Origin of the sequence: Streptomyces sp. NPDC002463 (assembly GCF_042889835.1) — a bacterium.
In the GTDB taxonomy this organism is placed as follows: domain Bacteria; phylum Actinomycetota; class Actinomycetes; order Streptomycetales; family Streptomycetaceae; genus Streptomyces; species Streptomyces nymphaeiformis.
The window spans coordinates 80,919-98,700 of record NZ_JBIARL010000024.1 but is presented as its reverse complement, the minus strand read 5'-3'; the positions used below and the strand labels follow the sequence as shown (position 1 = coordinate 98,700).

13 protein-coding genes are annotated in these 17,782 nt (G+C 73.6%); 3 read left to right on the top strand and 10 right to left on the bottom strand.

What is annotated here, in order from left to right; genetic code table 11:
- Positions 1 to 48: 48 nt before the first annotated feature.
- Entirely contained in the window at positions 49 to 489 is a 441-nt protein-coding gene (locus ACFYX3_RS35230) for an SRPBCC family protein (protein WP_389022551.1), read from the bottom strand.
- Entirely contained in the window at positions 486 to 1,313 is an 828-nt protein-coding gene (locus ACFYX3_RS35225; protein ID WP_376588679.1) for a DeoR/GlpR family DNA-binding transcription regulator, read from the bottom strand. The genes ACFYX3_RS35230 and ACFYX3_RS35225 overlap by 4 nt, the downstream gene beginning before the upstream one ends.
- A 134-nt stretch (positions 1,314 to 1,447) precedes the next feature.
- Between ACFYX3_RS35225 and ACFYX3_RS35220 the strand changes: the two genes are divergently transcribed.
- Entirely contained in the window at positions 1,448 to 3,829 is a 2,382-nt protein-coding gene (locus ACFYX3_RS35220; protein WP_389022546.1) for a hypothetical protein, read from the top strand.
- Here ACFYX3_RS35220 and ACFYX3_RS35215 read toward each other — a convergent pair.
- The 4 genes from ACFYX3_RS35215 to ACFYX3_RS35200 all read right to left on the bottom strand — a co-directional run bounded on the left by ACFYX3_RS35215 (position 3,799) and on the right by ACFYX3_RS35200 (position 8,543).
- The gene (locus ACFYX3_RS35215) at positions 3,799 to 6,204 is read right to left on the bottom strand and encodes a right-handed parallel beta-helix repeat-containing protein (protein WP_376588675.1); all 2,406 of its coding nucleotides are present in this window, start codon (positions 6,202 to 6,204) and stop codon (positions 3,799 to 3,801) included. The genes ACFYX3_RS35220 and ACFYX3_RS35215 overlap by 31 nt on opposite strands.
- A gap of 215 nt (positions 6,205 to 6,419) precedes the next feature.
- Complete coding sequence (locus ACFYX3_RS35210) at positions 6,420 to 7,028, bottom strand: hypothetical protein (protein WP_389022542.1); 609 nt, start codon at positions 7,026 to 7,028, stop codon at positions 6,420 to 6,422.
- A gap of 126 nt (positions 7,029 to 7,154) precedes the next feature.
- Positions 7,155 to 7,988, bottom strand: coding sequence for an MOSC domain-containing protein (locus ACFYX3_RS35205; protein ID WP_389022539.1), 834 nt, complete (start codon positions 7,986 to 7,988; stop codon positions 7,155 to 7,157).
- Positions 7,989 to 8,042: 54 nt separating this feature from the next.
- Positions 8,043 to 8,543 (bottom strand): DUF6643 family protein, encoded by a 501-nt coding sequence (locus tag ACFYX3_RS35200; protein ID WP_376588669.1) that lies wholly within the window; start codon positions 8,541 to 8,543, stop codon positions 8,043 to 8,045.
- A gap of 572 nt (positions 8,544 to 9,115) precedes the next feature.
- Here ACFYX3_RS35200 and ACFYX3_RS35195 point away from each other — a divergent pair.
- Positions 9,116 to 10,663 (top strand): M4 family metallopeptidase, encoded by a 1,548-nt coding sequence (locus tag ACFYX3_RS35195; protein WP_389022534.1) that lies wholly within the window; start codon positions 9,116 to 9,118, stop codon positions 10,661 to 10,663.
- Positions 10,664 to 10,735: 72 nt separating this feature from the next.
- Here the strand turns inward: ACFYX3_RS35195 and ACFYX3_RS35190 are convergent, their stop codons facing one another.
- Complete coding sequence (locus ACFYX3_RS35190) at positions 10,736 to 12,199, bottom strand: MFS transporter (protein ID WP_389022530.1); 1,464 nt, start codon at positions 12,197 to 12,199, stop codon at positions 10,736 to 10,738.
- 65 nt (positions 12,200 to 12,264) lie between these two features.
- Between ACFYX3_RS35190 and ACFYX3_RS35185 the strand changes: the two genes are divergently transcribed.
- Entirely contained in the window at positions 12,265 to 13,047 is a 783-nt protein-coding gene (locus tag ACFYX3_RS35185) for an ArsR/SmtB family transcription factor (RefSeq protein WP_389022527.1), read from the top strand.
- 16 nt (positions 13,048 to 13,063) lie between these two features.
- On the opposite strand, the gene ACFYX3_RS35180 is transcribed toward ACFYX3_RS35185, so the two are convergent.
- The 3 genes from ACFYX3_RS35180 to ACFYX3_RS35170 form a co-directional block, all read right to left on the bottom strand.
- Positions 13,064 to 14,761 (bottom strand): ABC transporter family substrate-binding protein, encoded by a 1,698-nt coding sequence (locus tag ACFYX3_RS35180; protein ID WP_389022524.1) that lies wholly within the window; start codon positions 14,759 to 14,761, stop codon positions 13,064 to 13,066.
- A 75-nt stretch (positions 14,762 to 14,836) separates the two neighbouring features.
- Complete coding sequence (locus ACFYX3_RS35175) at positions 14,837 to 16,933, bottom strand: dipeptide ABC transporter ATP-binding protein (protein ID WP_389022521.1); 2,097 nt, start codon at positions 16,931 to 16,933, stop codon at positions 14,837 to 14,839.
- Positions 16,930 to 17,781: an ABC transporter permease gene (locus tag ACFYX3_RS35170; RefSeq protein ID WP_376588658.1), complete on the bottom strand. Its 852-nt coding sequence runs from the start codon at positions 17,779 to 17,781 to the stop codon at positions 16,930 to 16,932. Before ACFYX3_RS35170 ends, ACFYX3_RS35175 begins: the two co-directional genes overlap by 4 nt.
- Between the last annotated feature and the right edge of the window lies 1 nt (position 17,782).

Below are 17,782 nucleotides of genomic sequence, written 5' to 3'. Positions count from 1 at the left end.
GGGGGCCGTGGCGGCGGCCCCGCGACGACGGCCCACGACGGGGCCGGGTCACCCGCCTCGGAGCACGCCCTTCAAGGCCCGGCCGAAGACGAGGCGGCCCGCCCGGGCCAGGAGCCCGTCGAAGGCCCCCGGTACGCCCCGCACCGAGAGGTCCTCCGTCCAGCGCACCCGGCTGCCGCCGGTCCGCGTGCCCATGACCTCCACCTGCGCCCACCCCCGTACCACCCGGCCCGACTTCTCCAGGCGGCAGACACCGGGGCGGCCGGCCGCCGGGGGTTCCCAGCGGACGACCTCCATCGGGTCGTCGAAGGAGAGGCGGCCGAGGCCCGTGCGGGCGACGAACCGCGTCCCCGCCCGGTTCGGCCCCGGCGTCAGGACGAGCGTCCGGGTCAGCGGCACCTGACGCCCGTGCGCCGGCCAGTCCGTGAGCCGCCGCCACGCCTCCTCCGGAGCCAGCGGCACCGTCCGCTCCAGCCGGAAGAGGGTCACGCCTCGGCCCGGCCGGGCATCATCAGTCCCGGCAGGTGTTCCGCCACCTCCGCCCGTACGCCCTCCGGCAGGCCCCGGTCCGTCACCCACGTGTCGACCTCGTCCAGGGCGGCGAAGGAACTCAGGCCCACCGTCCCCCACTTGGTGTGGTCGGCGACCACCACGACCCGCCGCGCCGAGCGCATCAGGCAGCGGTTGGTCTCGGCCTCCGCCAGGTTCGGCGTGGAGAGGCCGGCCTCCACCGACACGCCGTGCACGCCGAGGAAGAGCAGGTCGAAGTGGAGCGAGCGGATCGCCCGGTCCGCGACCGGCCCCACCAGCGCGTCGGACGGCGTGCGGACCCCGCCGGTCAGGACGACCGTCGCCGCCCCGCGCCGCGCCTCGCCCCCGCCCCCCGTCTGCTGGGCCTCGTGGAACACGTCGGCGACCCGCACCGAGTTGGTCACCACCGTCAGGTCCGGCACGTCGAGCAGGTGCCGGGCGAGCGCGTAGGTGGTCGTCCCGCCGGACAGGGCGATGGCCGTGCCCGGCGCGACCAGGGCGGCCGCCGTGCGGGCGATCTCGTCCTTGGCGCTCGGTTCGAGCACCGACTTGGCCTCGAAGCCCGGCTCGTGGGTGCTGGCCTCCGCCACCGGAACGGCCCCGCCGTGCACCTTGGCGACCATGCCCTGCCGGGCCAGCGCGTCCAGGTCGCGGCGGATCGTCATGTCCGAGACGTTCAGCCGGCGGGTGAGTTCGTTGACACGTACACCGCCACGCCGCCGTACCTCGTCGAGGATCAGGGCACGCCGCTGCTCGGCGAGGAGGTTCTGGTTGTCAGTCACCGCCGGGGCCGGTCCTTCCGCAGGAGACAAGGGGATGAGTGTCGGATTCGGTGAGAGTCCGTGCGCGGTCGCACGGCCGTCCGCGATCCTGTTGCCGACGTCGCATCTTCCCACTCTGAGAGGAAGTCCCCTCAGTGTCCCCTGCCACACCTGCCCCGCAGAGCGGGGGCGCGGCGCTCGAACTCCTCGTCCACGGAGTCGGCGGAGCCACCCCCGAGTCGATGCTCGACGACCCCAGGACCGTGCGGGTCACCGGCGACCGGACCGCCGCCGTGTACCGGCGCGGCGAGGACCTCGACGCCGAGGAGCACCCCGAGCGGTACGCGGCGCGCCCCGTCCCGGAGGCGTACTGCTGGTCCAACCTGACCTCGGGCGACGGCGCCCGCGCCCTCTGGCTGCTGCTCCTGCCCTTCATGGTGGCCAACCTGGCGCACTGGATGCGGCCGCCCGCCCAGGGCAGACCGGGCCTCGTCCGGCTGTACGGGGTCCTCGTCCGGCTCGTCGCCCTCACGCTCACCGTCCTCCTCGCCGCCGCCGCCTGCGAGGTGGCGCTCGATCTGACGGCCTGGCAGTGCGCCGCCACCACCGCCTGCACCGACGCCTACTCCTGGCTCGGCTTCCTCTCCGCCGACCGCGGCGGCTGGTGGTCCGTGCCGGGCCGTCGCCTCGCCCTCGCCGCCCTCGTGCCCACCGCGCTCGTCGGACTGCTCTGGTACCTCTCGAACCGGACCTGGAGCGCGTACGAGGCGCAGCGCCCGCCCACCGGGTACGACGCCCCCGTCGTGGAACCCCAGGCCGACACCGAGGCCGCGGACGCCGCCGATCCGGCGGGTCCCGTGGAGCTCCGCCCCGCGCTCGGCCGCCCCGGCTTCTGGTACGGCCGCCGGCTCGTCGCCCGCCTCAGGGCCGCCCACACCGCCGCCGGGTTCCTCACCGTCGCCGCCGCCCTCGTCACGGCGACCACCCGCCACGACGCCGGCGCGCACGGCCTCCGTACCGTCCTCGGCTGGGTGCTCCAGGCGGCCGTCGCGGTCCTCGCCGTCGTCGTGCTCTGGGTGGTCTGCCGGCGCGGCCGCAGCGAGCGCCGGCTCGACCTGCGCGTCGAACGGGCCCTGGTCTCCTGGCTGCCCGCCGCCTCCCTCGCCGTGCTCGCGTTCACCGCCGTGCACGCGGGCTGGTCCCGGCCCGGCTGGACCTCCTCCGGAACCCTCCCCGGTGACGCCGTGTTCGGTGCCCTCACCCTCGTCCAGGGCGGCCTCGTCGTCGGGCTCGGGGTCGTCGCCCTGCTTCTCCAGCGGCCCCGCAGGGACCCCCGTACCGCGCTGCGCGGACTCGGCGGGCCCGCGGTCGCCATGCTCGCGTGCGCGCTCGGCGGCGTCATGTCCGGGGGAGTGGCGCAGCGCGTCGCCGACTGGCTCGACGGGCCGGCGGGCCGGGGTTCCGCCAGGATCGGCCCGCCCGTCCTCCTCAGCTGGCAGGCCTCGGTCATCCCCGTCCTCCTCCTGCTCCTCCTCGTGCCCGCCGCCCTCCTCGCCGTACGGACCGTCCTGGACGCCCGGCGCCTGCGTGCCGCCGTCGAGGCCGACTACGACGCCGCCGACGAACCCGACCCGGTCCGTACGGGACAGATCGCGGCCGGCCGGGCCCGCGCCTCGCTCACCGACTCAGCGCCCGTCCTCGTCGGCGTCGTCTCGGGAGCGACCCTGTTCCTCGGGGCCGCGTCCGTCGCGGGCGCCTGGGCCAGCGGAAACGTGCCGGGCCGCGCCTTCGACGGGGCCCACCCCGCGATCGCCTCCCTCGCCTCCGTCACCCAGGCCCTCGGCTCGTGGATGATCGGCTTCGGTTTCCTGCTCTTCGTCACCTGGGGCCGCCGCGCCTACAGGGACGCCTCCGCCCGCCGCACCATCGGCATCCTCTGGGACGTCGGCACCTTCTGGCCCCGAGCCGCCCATCCCTTCGCGCCGCCCTGCTACGCCGAGCGCGCGGTCCCCGACCTCACCTGGCGGATGAGCTCCTGGACCCGCAGCACCGGCGGCCGGCTCGTCATCTCCGGGCACTCCCAGGGCAGCGTCCTGGCCGCGGCCGCCGTCTGGCAGCTGCAGCCCGCCACCCGGAGCCGGGTCGCCCTGCTCACGTACGGCTCACCCCTGGAACGGCTGTACGGCCGCTGGTTCCCCGCGTACTTCGGGCCCGAGGCGCTGCGCGGCCTGAACCGCACGATGCACTGCTGGAGCAATCTGTACCGCTCCACGGACCCCATCGGCGGCCCCGTCCGGGTCCCCGCCGAGGACGGCCGTCCGGCCGTCGACGCGGCGGTGCTGCTCGACCCCGTCGCGTACGGCCGCACCCGCGAACACCCGCTGCCCGAACCGATCCTGGCCCACTCCGACTACCAGGCCGATCCGGCGTTCGCCCGCTGCCGCTCCGCGCTCCTCGACCGGCTCCCGCCCGCCCTTCCCCACCAGCGCACCGACACCGTCGCCGATCAGGGGAGTTCGGGCAGGTCCTCCGGGTAGAGCAGGGTCAGGTCGTCCGTGCTCGCCTCGGCGAGCGCGGCGACCCGGCCGGCGTGCCGCTCCACCATCGACTCGAAGGTCCCCCGCGCCGTCCGGCCGTTGCCGAACGCCGGGCCCTTGGGCAGCTTCTCGAAGTACGTGAGGAGCGCCTCGTCCGTGCCCGGGGCGAGCCGGTACTCGTGCTCGTCGGCCTGCTGGCCGACGATCCGGAGCAGCTCCTCCGGCTCGTAGTCGCCGAAGGTGATGGTCCGCGAGAAGCGCGAGGCCACTCCCGGGTTGACGGTGAGGAAGCGCTCCATCTCCGCCGTGTACCCGGCGACGATGACCACCACCGCGTCCCGGTGGTCCTCCATCAGCTTCACCAGCGTGTCGATGGCCTCGCGCCCGAAGTCCCGCCCGGAGTCCTCCGGCGACAGCGCGTACGCCTCGTCGACGAAGAGGACGCCGCCGCGCGCCCGGTCGAAGGCCTCCTGCGTGCGGATCGCTGTCGAGCCGATGTGCTCGCCGACCAGGTCCACCCGGGAGACCTCCACCAGGTGTCCGCGCTCCAGGACCCCGAGCGAGGCGAGGATCTCGCCGTACAGCCGGGCGACCGTCGTCTTGCCCGTGCCCGGGTTGCCCGTGAAGACCAGATGGCGGCGGACCGAGGCGGCCTTGAGACCCGCCTCCTGGCGCCGGCGCCCCACCTCGATCATGTTGGTGAGGGTCCGCACCTCCAGCTTGACGCTCTCCAGACCCACCAGGGCGTCCAGCTCGCCGAGCACGTCCTGCGAGGAGCGCGCCTCCGGAGCGGGCTCCGGCGCGGTCGGCACCGCCACCGGGGGGCGCGGCGGGGGCACGGTGCCGAGCAGCCCCGCCGACTGCGTGGCGGTCAGGACCGTGCCGCCGTCGGGCACGGAGGAGCGGACGGCGCTCTCGTCGCTGGTGCAGTCCTCCGCGCTCGCGCCCTCCTCGGGGAACTCGTAACCGCCGCGCGCGCACCGCTCCGTACGGCACTTGCGCAGGGCCGTCCGGCAGCCGTCCGTGACGTGGAAGCCGTACCCTCCGCTGCCCGTCACCCGGCAGCCGTGGAAGGAGCCGCGGCCCTCCGCCGACACGTAGAAGCCGGCCTCGGCGGGCGAGGTGACCACGCACCGGTCGATCGTGGGGTCGGCGCCCTTGGTGACGATGACCCCGGTCTGCACCGAGTCGATCGTGCAGCCGCCGAGGGTGCCACCGCTGCCGTGGTCCCGGAACCAGGCGCCCGTGGAGGCCTCCCGGATCCGGCAGTCGTCGAGCTGGGCCGTGGCCCCGTCGCTCACCGACACCGCGGTGTTCCGCACCTGCGTCAGATCGCTGTCGACGACGTCGACGCGCGAGCCGCGGTCCAGGACGAACAGCGCGTCCGGGACGTCGTGCACCCGGCAGGCGTCGAGGACGGCGGTCGCCCCGTCGCTCACCCACACCGCCGGATAGTCGCCCGTGCTGTCGTGGATCTCGCACTGGTTGGCGTCCACCCGCGTCCCCGGGTCCCACACCGACAGGCCGTTGCGCCCGAAGCGGCGGACGGTCGACCGGGTCAGCGTCAGCACCGAACGCGAGCGCAGGTCGACCGCGTTCTCCGGGACGTCGTGGATGTCGCAGTCGGAGAGCGTGAGCACCGCGTCCGTGTCGAGCGTGATGCCGTCCGCCGAGGTGCGGTGCACCGAGGAGTCGGTGAGGTGGGCGCTCGCGCGGGCCGCGATCTGCAGACCGGCGCCCTTGATCTCGTACACCTCGCAGCCGACGCCCTCCAGGCCGCTGCCCTCGCCGGACACGGCGATCCCCGCACCGGAGGCGTGGTGCACCCGGCAGCGTTCGAGCCGCGGATGCGCGCCGCCGCGCACGGAGACGCCCGCCTGCCCGGCGGAGACCACCTCGCACTCCTCGAACACCCCGCCCGCGCCGTCGAGCACGGCGATGCCGACCCCGGCCGGATTGTCGACCGTGCAGCGGCGGACGGTCGGCCGGGCGGCGCCCCGCACCTCGATCCCGGCGGCCGAGCGGGTCATGATCCGCAGGTCGAGCAGCTCGGGCGTGCCGTCCTCGACGAGCAGCGCGGGCGCGGCCACGTCCTGCCCCTCGATGTGCAGGTCCTGCACGGTGACGGAGGCGCGGAGGGTCAGCGGCACCCCGTCCGGGGGTGCGATCCGCACCGAGCCGACCCCGCCCTCGGGACCGCGCAGGGTGACGGCCCGTCGGATCACGAGGTTCTCCCGGTAGGTTCCGGGCGCGACGGTGAGGACGTCCCCGTCGCCCGCGGCCTCCAGCGCGGCGGCGAGGGAGGGGTACTCACCCGTGCGGCGCCGCCACCGCGATGTGCCGGTGTGCGTCACCTGGACCGTGCCCTGTGCCATGGGTGTGTCCTGCCCCCGCCTCATGCCTCGCCGCTGATCCGATGCCCCACCGTAGCGCGCGCGGCGCCGCCGGGTTGACGGGTCGCCGGCCCCCGGGCGCACCGGAGGCCGACCGCCGCCCCGGCACGCGTCACCGCCGGTCCGGGGCGGTCCGGACCGGTCGGACCCGGTCGTGGACCGGTCGAACTCGGACGCCGCGCGGCCGTGCGGGCGGGTCAGCTCCCCGTTCCCGTACGGCCCCAGTCGGGACCCGCCGCCGCCCAGGCGCGGTCGAGGCGCGCGTACCTCCGCAGCACCAGTCTTCGGACGGCGAGGCGGCGGACGAGCTCCACCAGGAGACCGGCGAGGAGCGCGGCCGTCAGACCGGCGATGAACGCGTGCGCGCGAGCCGTCCCCGGCTGCATCGGCGGCGCCACCGGGTGCCCGTCCCGGTCCGTCCAGAGCCGGAAGGAGGCGCCGGGCGCGGAGTGCTGCCGGGCCGTCGCCACCGTGCCCGTGCGGGCCGAGCCGTCCGGCGCGGTCCAGCGGGCCACGACCGAGCGCCGCAGCCGCTCCTCCCCGGCGGTCTCGACGGACCTGGGGCCGCTCACTGGCCCGTCGGCGAGCCGCACCACCCGGGCGGTCGTCGGCAGCCGCTGCGCCTGCTGCGTACGCACCGCGCGCGACAGCGAACCGTACGCGGAGGTGCCGGCCGCCCAGCCGGTCAGCGGCACCAGGAGGCAGAGCAGGACGATCGCCGTGAAGGCGATCCACGCCTCGGCGAGATCAGTGGTCCGGCGCACGGGATTGTGCCGCCAGCGCCAGAGTCCGGTGGCTGCGCGCACGTCTGGACCCCCTAGTTGTACACCGCCTCGATGTTCACCATGCCTCCAACGAGTGTGCCCCGGGGCCGGGTTCCCCGCCTGTCGGGCCGGAGAAAAGTGATGCGGGACCGGTGGTCGGCAGTCCGGTCAGTCCAGGATCTTCACCGCGTCGCCGACCCGGACGGTTCCGGTGTGCTCGGGGACGAGGTTCTGGCCGAAGTTGACCCGGCCGTCGCTCGTGCGGTGCTTGGCGAGGGTCCGCAGCGGCTCCTTGCCCCGCTCGGCGGTGAGCTGGTCCGTCGTGGTCACGACGCAGCGCCCGCAGGGCCGGGCGACCCGGAAGGTGACCTCTCCGACGGCGAGCCGCTTCCAGCCGTCCTCCGCCCACGGGGCGGTGCCCTCGATCACCAGGTTCGGCCGGAACCGGTTCATCGGCAGCGGACCCTCGTCGGCGTGGTCGCCCTGGGCTATCAGCGAGTTGAGGGCGTCGAGCGAGGCGGTGGTGGTGACGAGCAGCGGATAGCCGTCCGCGAAGCTCACGGTCTCGCCGGGCAGCGCGTAGTCGGGGTCGACCGGCCGCCGGTGCTCGGGCGCGTCCATGTGCACGAGCCGTACGTCGCTCTCCAGGTACGCCGAGAGCCAGGCGGCCGCGGCGGGGCCGGCAGGGACCGCCTCCACGTGCTTGTCGAAGATCTCCACCGTGACGGTGGGCGTGACCGGTGGGGGGGTCGGTACCTCGACCTCCAGCGTCGGGTGGCCCGGAGCGGAGAGGGAGACCCCGCCGCCCGGCAGCGGCTCCGCGGTGGCCAGCGCCATCCGCGGGTGACGGCGCTGCGTCACCACTTTGTTCGCGGCGTCGACGACGGTCCAGCGGCGGTCCGCGGCCAGCCCCCACGGCTGGACCTCGGCCTCCGTGCGGGCCAGCGCGCGCATGGCCTTCACCGGGTGGATGTGGACGGAGCGGAGCAGAGGAGTAGACATGCCCTCATCCTGCCAGCCGCTCCGGCCCTCCCGTCGGCCGCTGCGCGGAGCTTGTCAGTAACCCCCGCCCTGGTAAGGACGGTTGTACGGGTCGTCGTACGGCGCGGGGGCCGGGACCGGCGCGGGCCGGGGGGCCACCGGGCGCATCGCCTCGTATCCGGCGGCGGCCGGGCGGGGCTGCTGCGGGTACCCGCCGCCCGGGTAGCCGCGCGGGGCCACCGGCTGCTGCGGGATGTACGGCGCGGGGGCGTGCTGCAGCGGGACGGGCGCCATCTGCGCCGCCGGCTGCGGGTAGCCGTAACCGCCGCCGTACGCGGGGGCGGGCTGCGGGCTGGGAGCCGCCGGCAGGGCGGGCAGTGCCGCGGGGAGCGCCGGCAGGTAGGAACCGCTTCCGGCTCCGGCGTAACTGCTGCCGGTGTCGTAGGCGGCGGGCACTCGGATCGGGGCGATCTGAGGCGTGCCCCGCTCCGCGACGAGGGAGTCGTAGATGGGGGTGTCCGGGAAGGACGGCGCGGTGTGGTAACCGCCTCCATAGGTGGAGCGGGGGGAGGTCATGGCACATAAGTTAAGCCCACGATGTGCCGGTTGGGGAGTCCCCATCTTCGGGTCATCCGTTTTACGCTATTTTTCACGCCCTGACCTGCCAAAACATTGTTAAAGGCTGCGTTAACGCCGGGGGCTTTTTCCCTCGCCGGAGGGACATCTGCCGACGCCGGCCCAGGGGGCGGACTTTCGATCTTGAGTGTCTGAAACTCAGGATTATCGAGCTATTACCGAACGTAACTGCGTGCCGGTGTGTTGCGGATTCCTGTGGCCGTCGTGTCGGCGTGTATCGGGATCTTGTCCTTCCGATGAAGTCGCGGGCGGCAAATCCGGCATCAAGGGGCGAAACATCTTTTGTGGCACGTGACATGTGCGCGACGGGCTGCGAATGTCCCTGCCCATCAAGGCAGTCCTCCTTGAACGGGTGGGCGGCGATCCCGTCCAACTCCCCATGAATCCCTGGAGAAACCACATGTCCTCGCTCTCCCCCACCGGCGGCACGGCACGGCGTCTCGCCCTCACCTCAGGCGCCGTCGTCCTCACCGGCACCCTGATCGCCGCCGGCGCCGCCACCGCGTCGGCGGGTGCCGCTCCGAAGCCCTCCGGCGGCACGTCCACCGCGGCCACCGCCCGGTCTCGGCGCCAAGGAGGAGCTGGTCGTCAAGGACGTCGTCACGGACGCCGACGGCACGGTCCACACCCGCTACGAGCGCACCTACGCCGGCCTTCCCGTCCTCGGCGGCGACCTCATCGTCCACCGCGCCGCCGGCGGCGCCGTCAAGGACGTCACCAAGGCCGTCAAGGCCGCCGTCAAGGTCGCCTCGCTCACCCCCGAGCAGACCCCGACCTCCGCCAAGTCCGCCGCGGTCAAGGCCGCCAAGGCCGCGCGGACCACGGGTGCCGCCACCGGCGACGCCCCCCGCAAGGTCATCTGGGCCGCCGACGGCAAGCCGGTCCTCGCCTACGAGACCGTCGTCACCGGCACCCAGGACGACGGCGTCACCCCGAGCGTGCTGCGCGTCGTCACCGACGCCGACACCGGCAAGAAGCTGTACGAGCAGCAGCTGATCGACGACGTAGCCGGCGGCATCACCGCCAAGGGCGGTTCCGCGGCCGCCAAGCCGGGCAACCCCCAGGTCGGCGCGGTCGGCACCGGCGCCGGCCAGTACAGCGGCACCGTCGCGCTCAACACCACCACGTCGTCGAAGGGCTTCGACCTCGTCGACACCGTGCGCGGCGGCTCCAGCGTCCTCGACTTCCAGCACCGTACGGGCGGCAAGGGCGTCCTGTTCTCCGACGCGGACAACGCGTGGGGCGACGGCACCCCCGGCAACAACCAGACCGCCGCCGTCGACGCCGCCTACGGTGCCGCCGAGACCTGGGACTTCTACAAGGACGTCCTGCACCGCAACGGCATCAAGAACGACGGCCGGGCCCCGGTCTCCCGGGTCCACTACGGCAACGCCTACCAGAACGCCTTCTGGGACGACCGGTCCTTCACCATCACCTACGGCGACGGCGCGAACGACCAGCACCCGCTGACCCAGCTCGACGTCGCCGGCCACGAGTTCAGCCACGGCGTCACCTCCGCCACCGCGAACCTGCAGTACTCCGGCGAGTCCGGCGGCCTGAACGAGGCCACCTCGGACATCTTCGGCACCGCCGTGGAGTGGAACGCGAACAACGCCCAGGACCCGGGCGACTACCTGCTCGGCGAGAAGATCGACCTCTTCGGCAACGGCAAGCCGCTGCGCTACCAGGACCGGCCGAGCAAGGACGGCCGCGGTTCGGCCGACTACTGGAGCGCCGGGGTCGGCAACCTCGACGTGCACTACTCCTCCGGCGTCGCCAACCACTTCTTCTACCTGCTGTCCGAGGGCAGCGGCGCGAAGGACATCAACGGCGTGCACTACGACAGCCCGACCGTCGACGGCTCCACGGTCACCGGCATCGGCCGCGACAAGGCGGTGCAGATCTGGTACAAGGCGCTGACCACGTACTTCACCTCCACCACCGACTACCACGGCGCCCGTGAGGGCACCCTGAAGGCGGCCGCCGACCTCTACGGCGCGGGCAGCGCCGAGGTCCGGGCCGTGGACGCCGCCTGGGCGGGGGTGAACGTCAAGGCCTGACCCGTACGGCGGTGAACGCGGGTGCGCAAGGGGCGGTGTCCGGGCTACCGGGCACCGCCCCGCGCGTATCGCTCACCCGGCCCGGACGGCACCGGTACGGCGCCCGGCGACCGCGGCCAGCGCCGACGCCAGCAGGAACGCCACCGCGGCGACGACCGCCGACACGTGCAGTCCGTCGACCACACCGCCCGTCGCGCCGATGAGCGCGCCGAAGAGGGCCACGCCCATCGCGCCGCCCACCTGGCGGGACACGTTGAACACCGCTGACGCCGTGCCCGCTTGAGCCGCGGGGGCGGCCTCCATCACGGCCACGGTGGCGGCCACCACGGTGACCGGTGTCGCGAGCCCCGTCGCCATGAGCGCGAAGAGCAGGACGGGATACGGAGTGCCGGGGCCGGCCGCCAGCCAGCCCAGGAAACCGGCACTCCCGAGCAGCAGCGCCCCGGCCATGGGCGCGTACGGACCGCCGCGGGCGGTCAGCCGGCTCGACAGGGGTGCCGCGAGGAAACCCATGCAGACCGACGGCAGCAGGGCGAACCCGGTGCTCAGCGCGCTGAAATGGCGCTCCTGCTGGAAGTACAGCGTGGCGACGAAGAGCAGCCCGTAGTAGCCGAAGCTCAGCAGCAGGCCGATGAGGTTCGTCGCCGTGAGTCCTGCCTCACGGAACAGCGAGGGCGGCAGCAGCGGCCGCCTGCCCTCCGGCCGTACCGCCGCGGCCTTCTCCAGGCGCAGTTCGACGGCGACGAAGGCGGCCAGGCACACGACGCCTCCCGCGAACGGCACCAGCACCTCCGGCGAGGACCAGCCGGCGGACCCCGCCTCGTTGAGCGCACCGGCCACGCCGAGCAGCCCCGGCACACCGAGCAGGAGGCCGGCCGGATCCGCCCGGCCCGGCCGGGCACTCCGCCCCGGGGCCGGTACGTGGCGCACGGTCAGCAGGACCGCCGCCGCGGCCACGGGCAGGTTCACCCAGAACACCGCACGCCAGCCGGACCCGGCGACCAGCAGCCCGCCGACCGCCGGTCCGGCGCCGAAGGCGACCGCGGACACGAGCCCCCAGTGGCCGACCGCCCGAGCACGCTGGGCCCGGTCGGGGTAGGCCGCCCGCAACAGGGCGAGCGACGCGGGGACCAGCAGCGCGGCCCCGGCGCCCTGAGCCAGCCGGGCCCCGATCAGGACCCCCGCCGAGGGAGCGAGGGCGCACCCCGCCGAAGCGGCCGCGAAGACCCCGAGCCCGGCGAGGAACAGCGTCCGGTGCCCGAAGCGGTCACCGAGCCCGCCGCCGAGCAGCAGCAGCCCGGCGAAGCAGGCGCTGTAACCGTCGACGATCCACCGCACGTCCGACGAGCCGGCGCCGAGCGAGCCCTGGACGGCGGGCACGGCCACGTTCACGACCGTGACGTCGAGCATCACCAGGAAGTACCCGAGGCTCAACGCGATGAGCGGCGGCAGCGACAGGGAGGGGGACGGACGGTCCGGCGGCGGGTCGGCGGGGGCGGTGCGCGCGGGGGAGAACGAGGGATCCGTGGACGGCATGTGATCCAGTCTCACGGCGCGACACTTCGTCACCGGTCTAAGTGTCCCCGGCCTACGCTGGCCGCATGGCAAGGACGACGACCGGCCGACGCCGGGACCAGGTACACCATCAGCCCGACATCGCCCGGGCCGCGCAGCTGATCGCCGATCCTTCCCGCGCACGGATGCTGAAGGCGCTCGGCGACGGCCGAGCGCTGGCGGCCGGTCTGCTCGCCGCCGAGGCGGGGGTGAGCGCCGCGACGGCGAGCGCCCATCTGAGCAAGCTCGTCGGGGCGGGACTGGTCCGGACGGAGAGCGCCGGCCGGTGCCGGTACTACCGCCTGGCCGGCCCCGACGTCAGCCTCGCCCTGGAGGCGCTGGCGGTCATCGCGCCGCCGCTCCCGGTCACCTCGCTGCGCGAGAGCGGCACCGCCGGCGCCCTGCGCCGCTCCCGCACGTGTTACGACCATCTCGCCGGCCGGCTCGGCGTGAGTCTCCTCGAAGCCCTGCTCGACGGCGGCCTGCTCGCCGGGCACGACGGCAGCCACCGCCCCGAGGAGGCGGTGCGCGACGGCGCGTCCGGATACGGACACGACGTCGACTACCGCCTCACCGGCACCGGCCGGGACGCGCTGGCCCGGTTCGGCGTCGACCTGGACCGGCTGCCCGCCCGCCGGCGCCCGATCCGCTACTGCGTGGACTGGAGCGAACAGCGGCACCACCTGGCGGGCGCGGTGGGCGCGGCGCTCACCGCGCGGCTCTTCGAGCTGCGCTGGCTGCGCCACGGAGCGAGCCCCCGGGTCGTCCACGTGACCGAGACCGGTGCCGACGGCCTGGCCGGCACCTTCGGTCTGCGGGCGGTGGACTGACCCGGGGGCCCGGGGATCACTTCTGCCAGCCGACGGTCTCCGGCAGGGGCGTGCCGAAGATGGTGGCGCCGACGTTGGACAGGCCGTTCTTGACGCCGTAGATCGACGGGCCGCTGAAGAGGGGCAGGTAGCCGTACTGGGCCAGGGCCTTGCGCTCGACGGCGTTGGCCTCGGCGGTCTGACGGGCGGGGTCGGCGATCGCGGAGACGGCGTGGATCTCCTTGTCGAGCGCGGGGCTTCCGATGCCGACGATGTTGGAGGCGCTGTCGGTGCAGTAGAACTCGCACAGGTAGCGGGTGCCGAACGGGTCCCCGGCCCGGTTGCCGACGAGGAAGATGTCGAAGCTGCGGTCGGTGAGGATCCTGGCGAAGTCGGCCTCGGTGGAGTTCTTGAGGTCGACCTGGATGCCGACCGGCTTGAGCATCTGCACGAGCGCGCCGGCGGTCGCCTTCTCCAGCGGGTCGTCGCCGCGCAGGGTGTAGGTGACGGTGAGCTTCTTGCCGTCCTTCTCGCGGATGCCCTCGGCGCCGGGCTTCCAACCCGCGGCGTCCAGGGTCTTCTTGGCGTTCTCCGGGTCGTGCTCGATCACCGCGCCGACGTTGTCGGAGTAGCCCTTCTGGAAGCTGAAGAGCAGCAGGGAGCCGGGCAGGGGTTCGCTGTAGTCGCCCAGGCCCTGGAACTGGATCCTGGCGATCTGGGTCCGGTCGATGCTCTCCAGGAGCGCCTTGCGCACCTGGACGTCCTGGAGGCGGGGCGACTTGGCGTTGACGTAGAAGGAGTACGCGAACGGGCTGCCGCCCTGGCGGATCTCGGTGCCCTGGACGCCGGAGAGCCGCTTCAGGCCCTCGGCGTCGCCCGCGGAGGTGTAGTCGATCTGGCCGTTCTTGAAGGCGTTGGCCGCGGCGTCCGACTCCAGGTTGACGTAGACGCGCTTGTCGAGCCTGCCCTTCCTGCCCCACCACTTGGGGTTGCGTACGAAGGTGAGGTCGCCGCCCTTGGCGTCGAACGTGCCGACGGTGTACGGGCCCGCGCCCCACTCGGGGTGGACCTTCTTGACGTAGGCGTCGTTGTAGGCGGCGACGGTCGCGGCCTTGGGGTGCAGGAGAGTGGTGAACAGGCTCGACCACCAGGGGGCGACGCCCTTGAAGGCGATGACCGCCTGCTTGTCGTCGGCGCCGCGGGTGACCGAGGTGATGTGGCTGTAGCCCTCGGTGTCGGACGCGTTGTACTTCTTGTCCGCGCCGTTGTTGGCCTGCCAGGTCGCCTTGACGGCGGTCCAGTCGATCGGGGTGCCGTCGTTGTAGACGGCCTTGGGGTTGAGGGTGAGGACCACCCGCTGGTTCCCGCCGTCGACGCTGACCTTCACGTCGCTGAGGTAGTCCGGGTTGTACTGGGTCTCACCCGTGGGGGAGTATGTGATGACGTCCGGGTTGTACCAGAACCAGACGCGCTTGGCGGTGAGCGTGGCGTTGGCGTTGAACGGGTTGCCCTGGTCGTCGATGGTGCCCGCGGTGGTGTAGGTGCCGCCCTCCTTGACCTTGTCGTAGGGCTGGGGGTTGTAGTCGACCTTCGCCGAGGCCGCGGCGGGGGTCGCGCCCTTCGCGGGGCCCTTGCCGGCGCCCGGTGTGCCGGACTCGGGGGCGCCGCAGGCCGAGACGGCGAGGGCGAGGGCCGCGGTGAGGGCGGCTGCGGGGACGGCGATTCTCGATCGCATGGCGGAGTGGATCCTCATTCCTTCATGGGGGGCGGCACCAGGGGTGGGGCGCCGGAGTGCTCAGAAAAGGCCTGGTCAGCGGGCGTGGCAGGCGTGGCGGTGGCCGGAGCCGGGAGCCGCCGGGCCCAGGGCGGGCCGCTGCGTACGGCATCGCTCGCGCAGTGCGTCGTCGTCGAGCGACCGGTACAGCGGGCAGCGGTCGACGAAGACGCAGCCCCGCGGGAGGTTCGCCGCGCTCGGCTGCTCGCCTTCGAGGACGATCCGCTCGCGGGAGCGCTCGCGCCGCGGGTCGGGCACCGGGATCGCCGAGAGCAGGGCCTCGGTGTACGGGTGCCGGGGGTTCTCGAAGAGTTCCTCGGTGCTGCCGGTCTCGACGATGTGCCCGAGGTACATGACCGCGATGCGGTCGGCGAAGTGCCGCATCACGGCCAGGTCGTGCGCGACGACCAGGTACGCCAGGCCGAGTTCGCGCTTGAGCCGGGAGAGCAGGTTGACGACGCCCGCCTGCACGGACACGTCCAGGGCCGAGACCGGCTCGTCCAGGACCACGATCCGGGGCCGGGTCGCCAGGGCGCGGGCGATGCCGACGCGCTGGCGCTGTCCGCCGGACAGGGCCGCGGGGAAGCGGTCCGCCATCGAGGCGTCGAGGCCGACCGTGCCGAGGAGTTCGGCCACCCGGGTCCGGATCGCCGACCGGTCGACACCTGCCGCCCGTAGCGGTTCGGCGAGCAGCTGGAAGACGGGGAAACGGGGGTCGAGGGCTCCCATCGGGTCCTGCATGACGATCTGCACCGCGCCGCGGAGCTCCCGCAGCCGCGCCGTCGAGCCGGGCTCGGCGACGTCCGTGCCGGCGACTTCGATCCGGCCGCTCTCCGGCGGCCTGAGCCGCAGGATCTCCAGGAGCGTGGTGGTCTTGCCGCTGCCGGACTCGCCCACCAGACCCAGGGTCTCACCGGCCCGCAGGTCGAATCCGACGTCGCTGACCGCGTGCAGGGTGCCGACGCGGCGCTTGAGGAACGCGCCCTTGGTGACGGGGAAGGTCTTGGCCAGGCCCGACACCCGCAGCACCACCTCGCCGGGGGTGGTGTCCTCCGGGACCTCCGGCGCCCCCGGCGCCGGGAAGAGCGCATCCGCCCTCAGCCGGCCGTCGGCGATCTCGTCGGCGCGCAGGCAGGCGACGTCCCCGTGCCCGGCCACGGGCGTCGCCACGGGTTCCTCCGTACGGCAGCGGTCCAGTGCGGCGGGGCACCGGTCCGCGAAGGGGCAGCCGGCCGGAAGTGCCGCCAACGACGGGGGTCCGCCGCCGATCGGCACCAGCGGGCGGTCCTTCGGGGCGTCGGGGCGGGGCACCGCGCCGAGCAGGCCGATCGTGTAAGGCATGGTGGGCCGCCGGAACAGCTCCTCGGCGCCCGCCCGTTCCACGACCCGCCCCGCGTACATCACGGCGACGTCGTCGGCGTACCCGGCGACGACACCGAGGTCGTGCGTGATCAGCACGAGCCCCGCGCCGGTCTCGGCCTGCGCGGTCCGCAGCACGTCGAGGATCTGGGCCTGCACGGTCACGTCGAGGGCGGTGGTGGGTTCGTCGGCGACGATGACCGACGGGGCGTTCGCCATGGCCAGGGCGATGACGACGCGCTGGCGCATACCGCCGGAGAACTCGTGCGGGAACGACCGTGCGCGGTGCCGCGGTTCGGGGATGCCGACCAGGTCGAGGAGTTCGACCGCGCGGTTCCACGCGGCCTGCTTCGTGAGGTCCTGGTGCACCCGCAGCGCGTCGGAGAGGAGCCGCCCGACCGAGTAGATCGGGGTCAGCGCGGACAGCGGGTCCTGGAAGACCATGCCGATGTCCTTGCCGCGTATCGCGGACAGCCGGGTGTCGTCCAGGCCGACCAGGTCGCGGCCGCCGAGCAGCACCTCGCCCGACACCCGGGCGGTCGGCGGCAGCAGCCCCATGACGCCCATCGCGGTCGCGGACTTGCCCGAGCCGGACTCGCCGACGATGCCGAGGGTCCGGCCGGGCAGCACGTCGAAGCTGACGCCGCGCACCGCCTCGACGGGTCCCGTCTCGGACGGGAAGGAGATCCGCAGGTCCCGCACGGACAGGACGGGGGTGGCCCGCACGGTGTCCTGCGAGGACGAGCCGGTCGCGGGTGCGAGGGTGAACGTCATCGTGCGCCTCCCGAGGCCGCCGATACCGAGGTGGGGTCGAAGGCGTCGCGCAGTCCGTCGCCGACGAGCGTCATCGACACCGTGAGCAGGACGAGGAGGCCGGCGGGGAACGCGAACAGCCACGGGGCGCTGGTGATCGTGCCGGAGCCGTCGGCGAGCATGGTGCCCAGCGACACGTCGGGGGTCTGGACTCCGAAGCCGAGGAACGACAGGGCCGTCTCGCTGAGGACGGTGGCGACGACCCCCAGGGTCAGGTTGACCACGAGCAGGGAACCGAGGTTGGGGATGATGTGCCGCACCACGATCCGCCACGGCCGCACGCCCATGAACTCGGCGGCCAGCACGTAGTCGCGTTCGCGCAGCGAGGTGGACAGCGACCAGACGACGCGGGCGGTGGTCATCCAGCCGAAGACGGTGAGCACGAGGACCAGCACCCGCCAGTCGCCGGCGAGCCGGTGCGAGACCAGGGCGAGGATCAGGAACGACGGGACCACGAGCAGGAAGTGGATGACCGCCAGGGTCAGCTTCTCCACCCTGCCGCCGAGGTACGCGGCTCCCGCGCCGATCACCGCGGCCAGCACGACCGTCAGGACCGACACACAGACCGCGATCACCAGCGATCGCCGCAGGCCGTGCACGGCCTGGGCGTACACGTCGTTCCCGCCCTGGTTGGTGCCGAAGTGGTGGACCGGGCCTGGCGGCTGGGTGAGCGCGGTGAAGTCCGCGTCGGTGTACGCGAAGTCCGTGAACAGGCCGCCGAGGACACCGAACAGCACGAGGAGCACGAAGAGCGCCACGCCGAGCAGGGCACCGCGATTGCGGCCGAAGCGCCGCAGGTACAGCGTCATG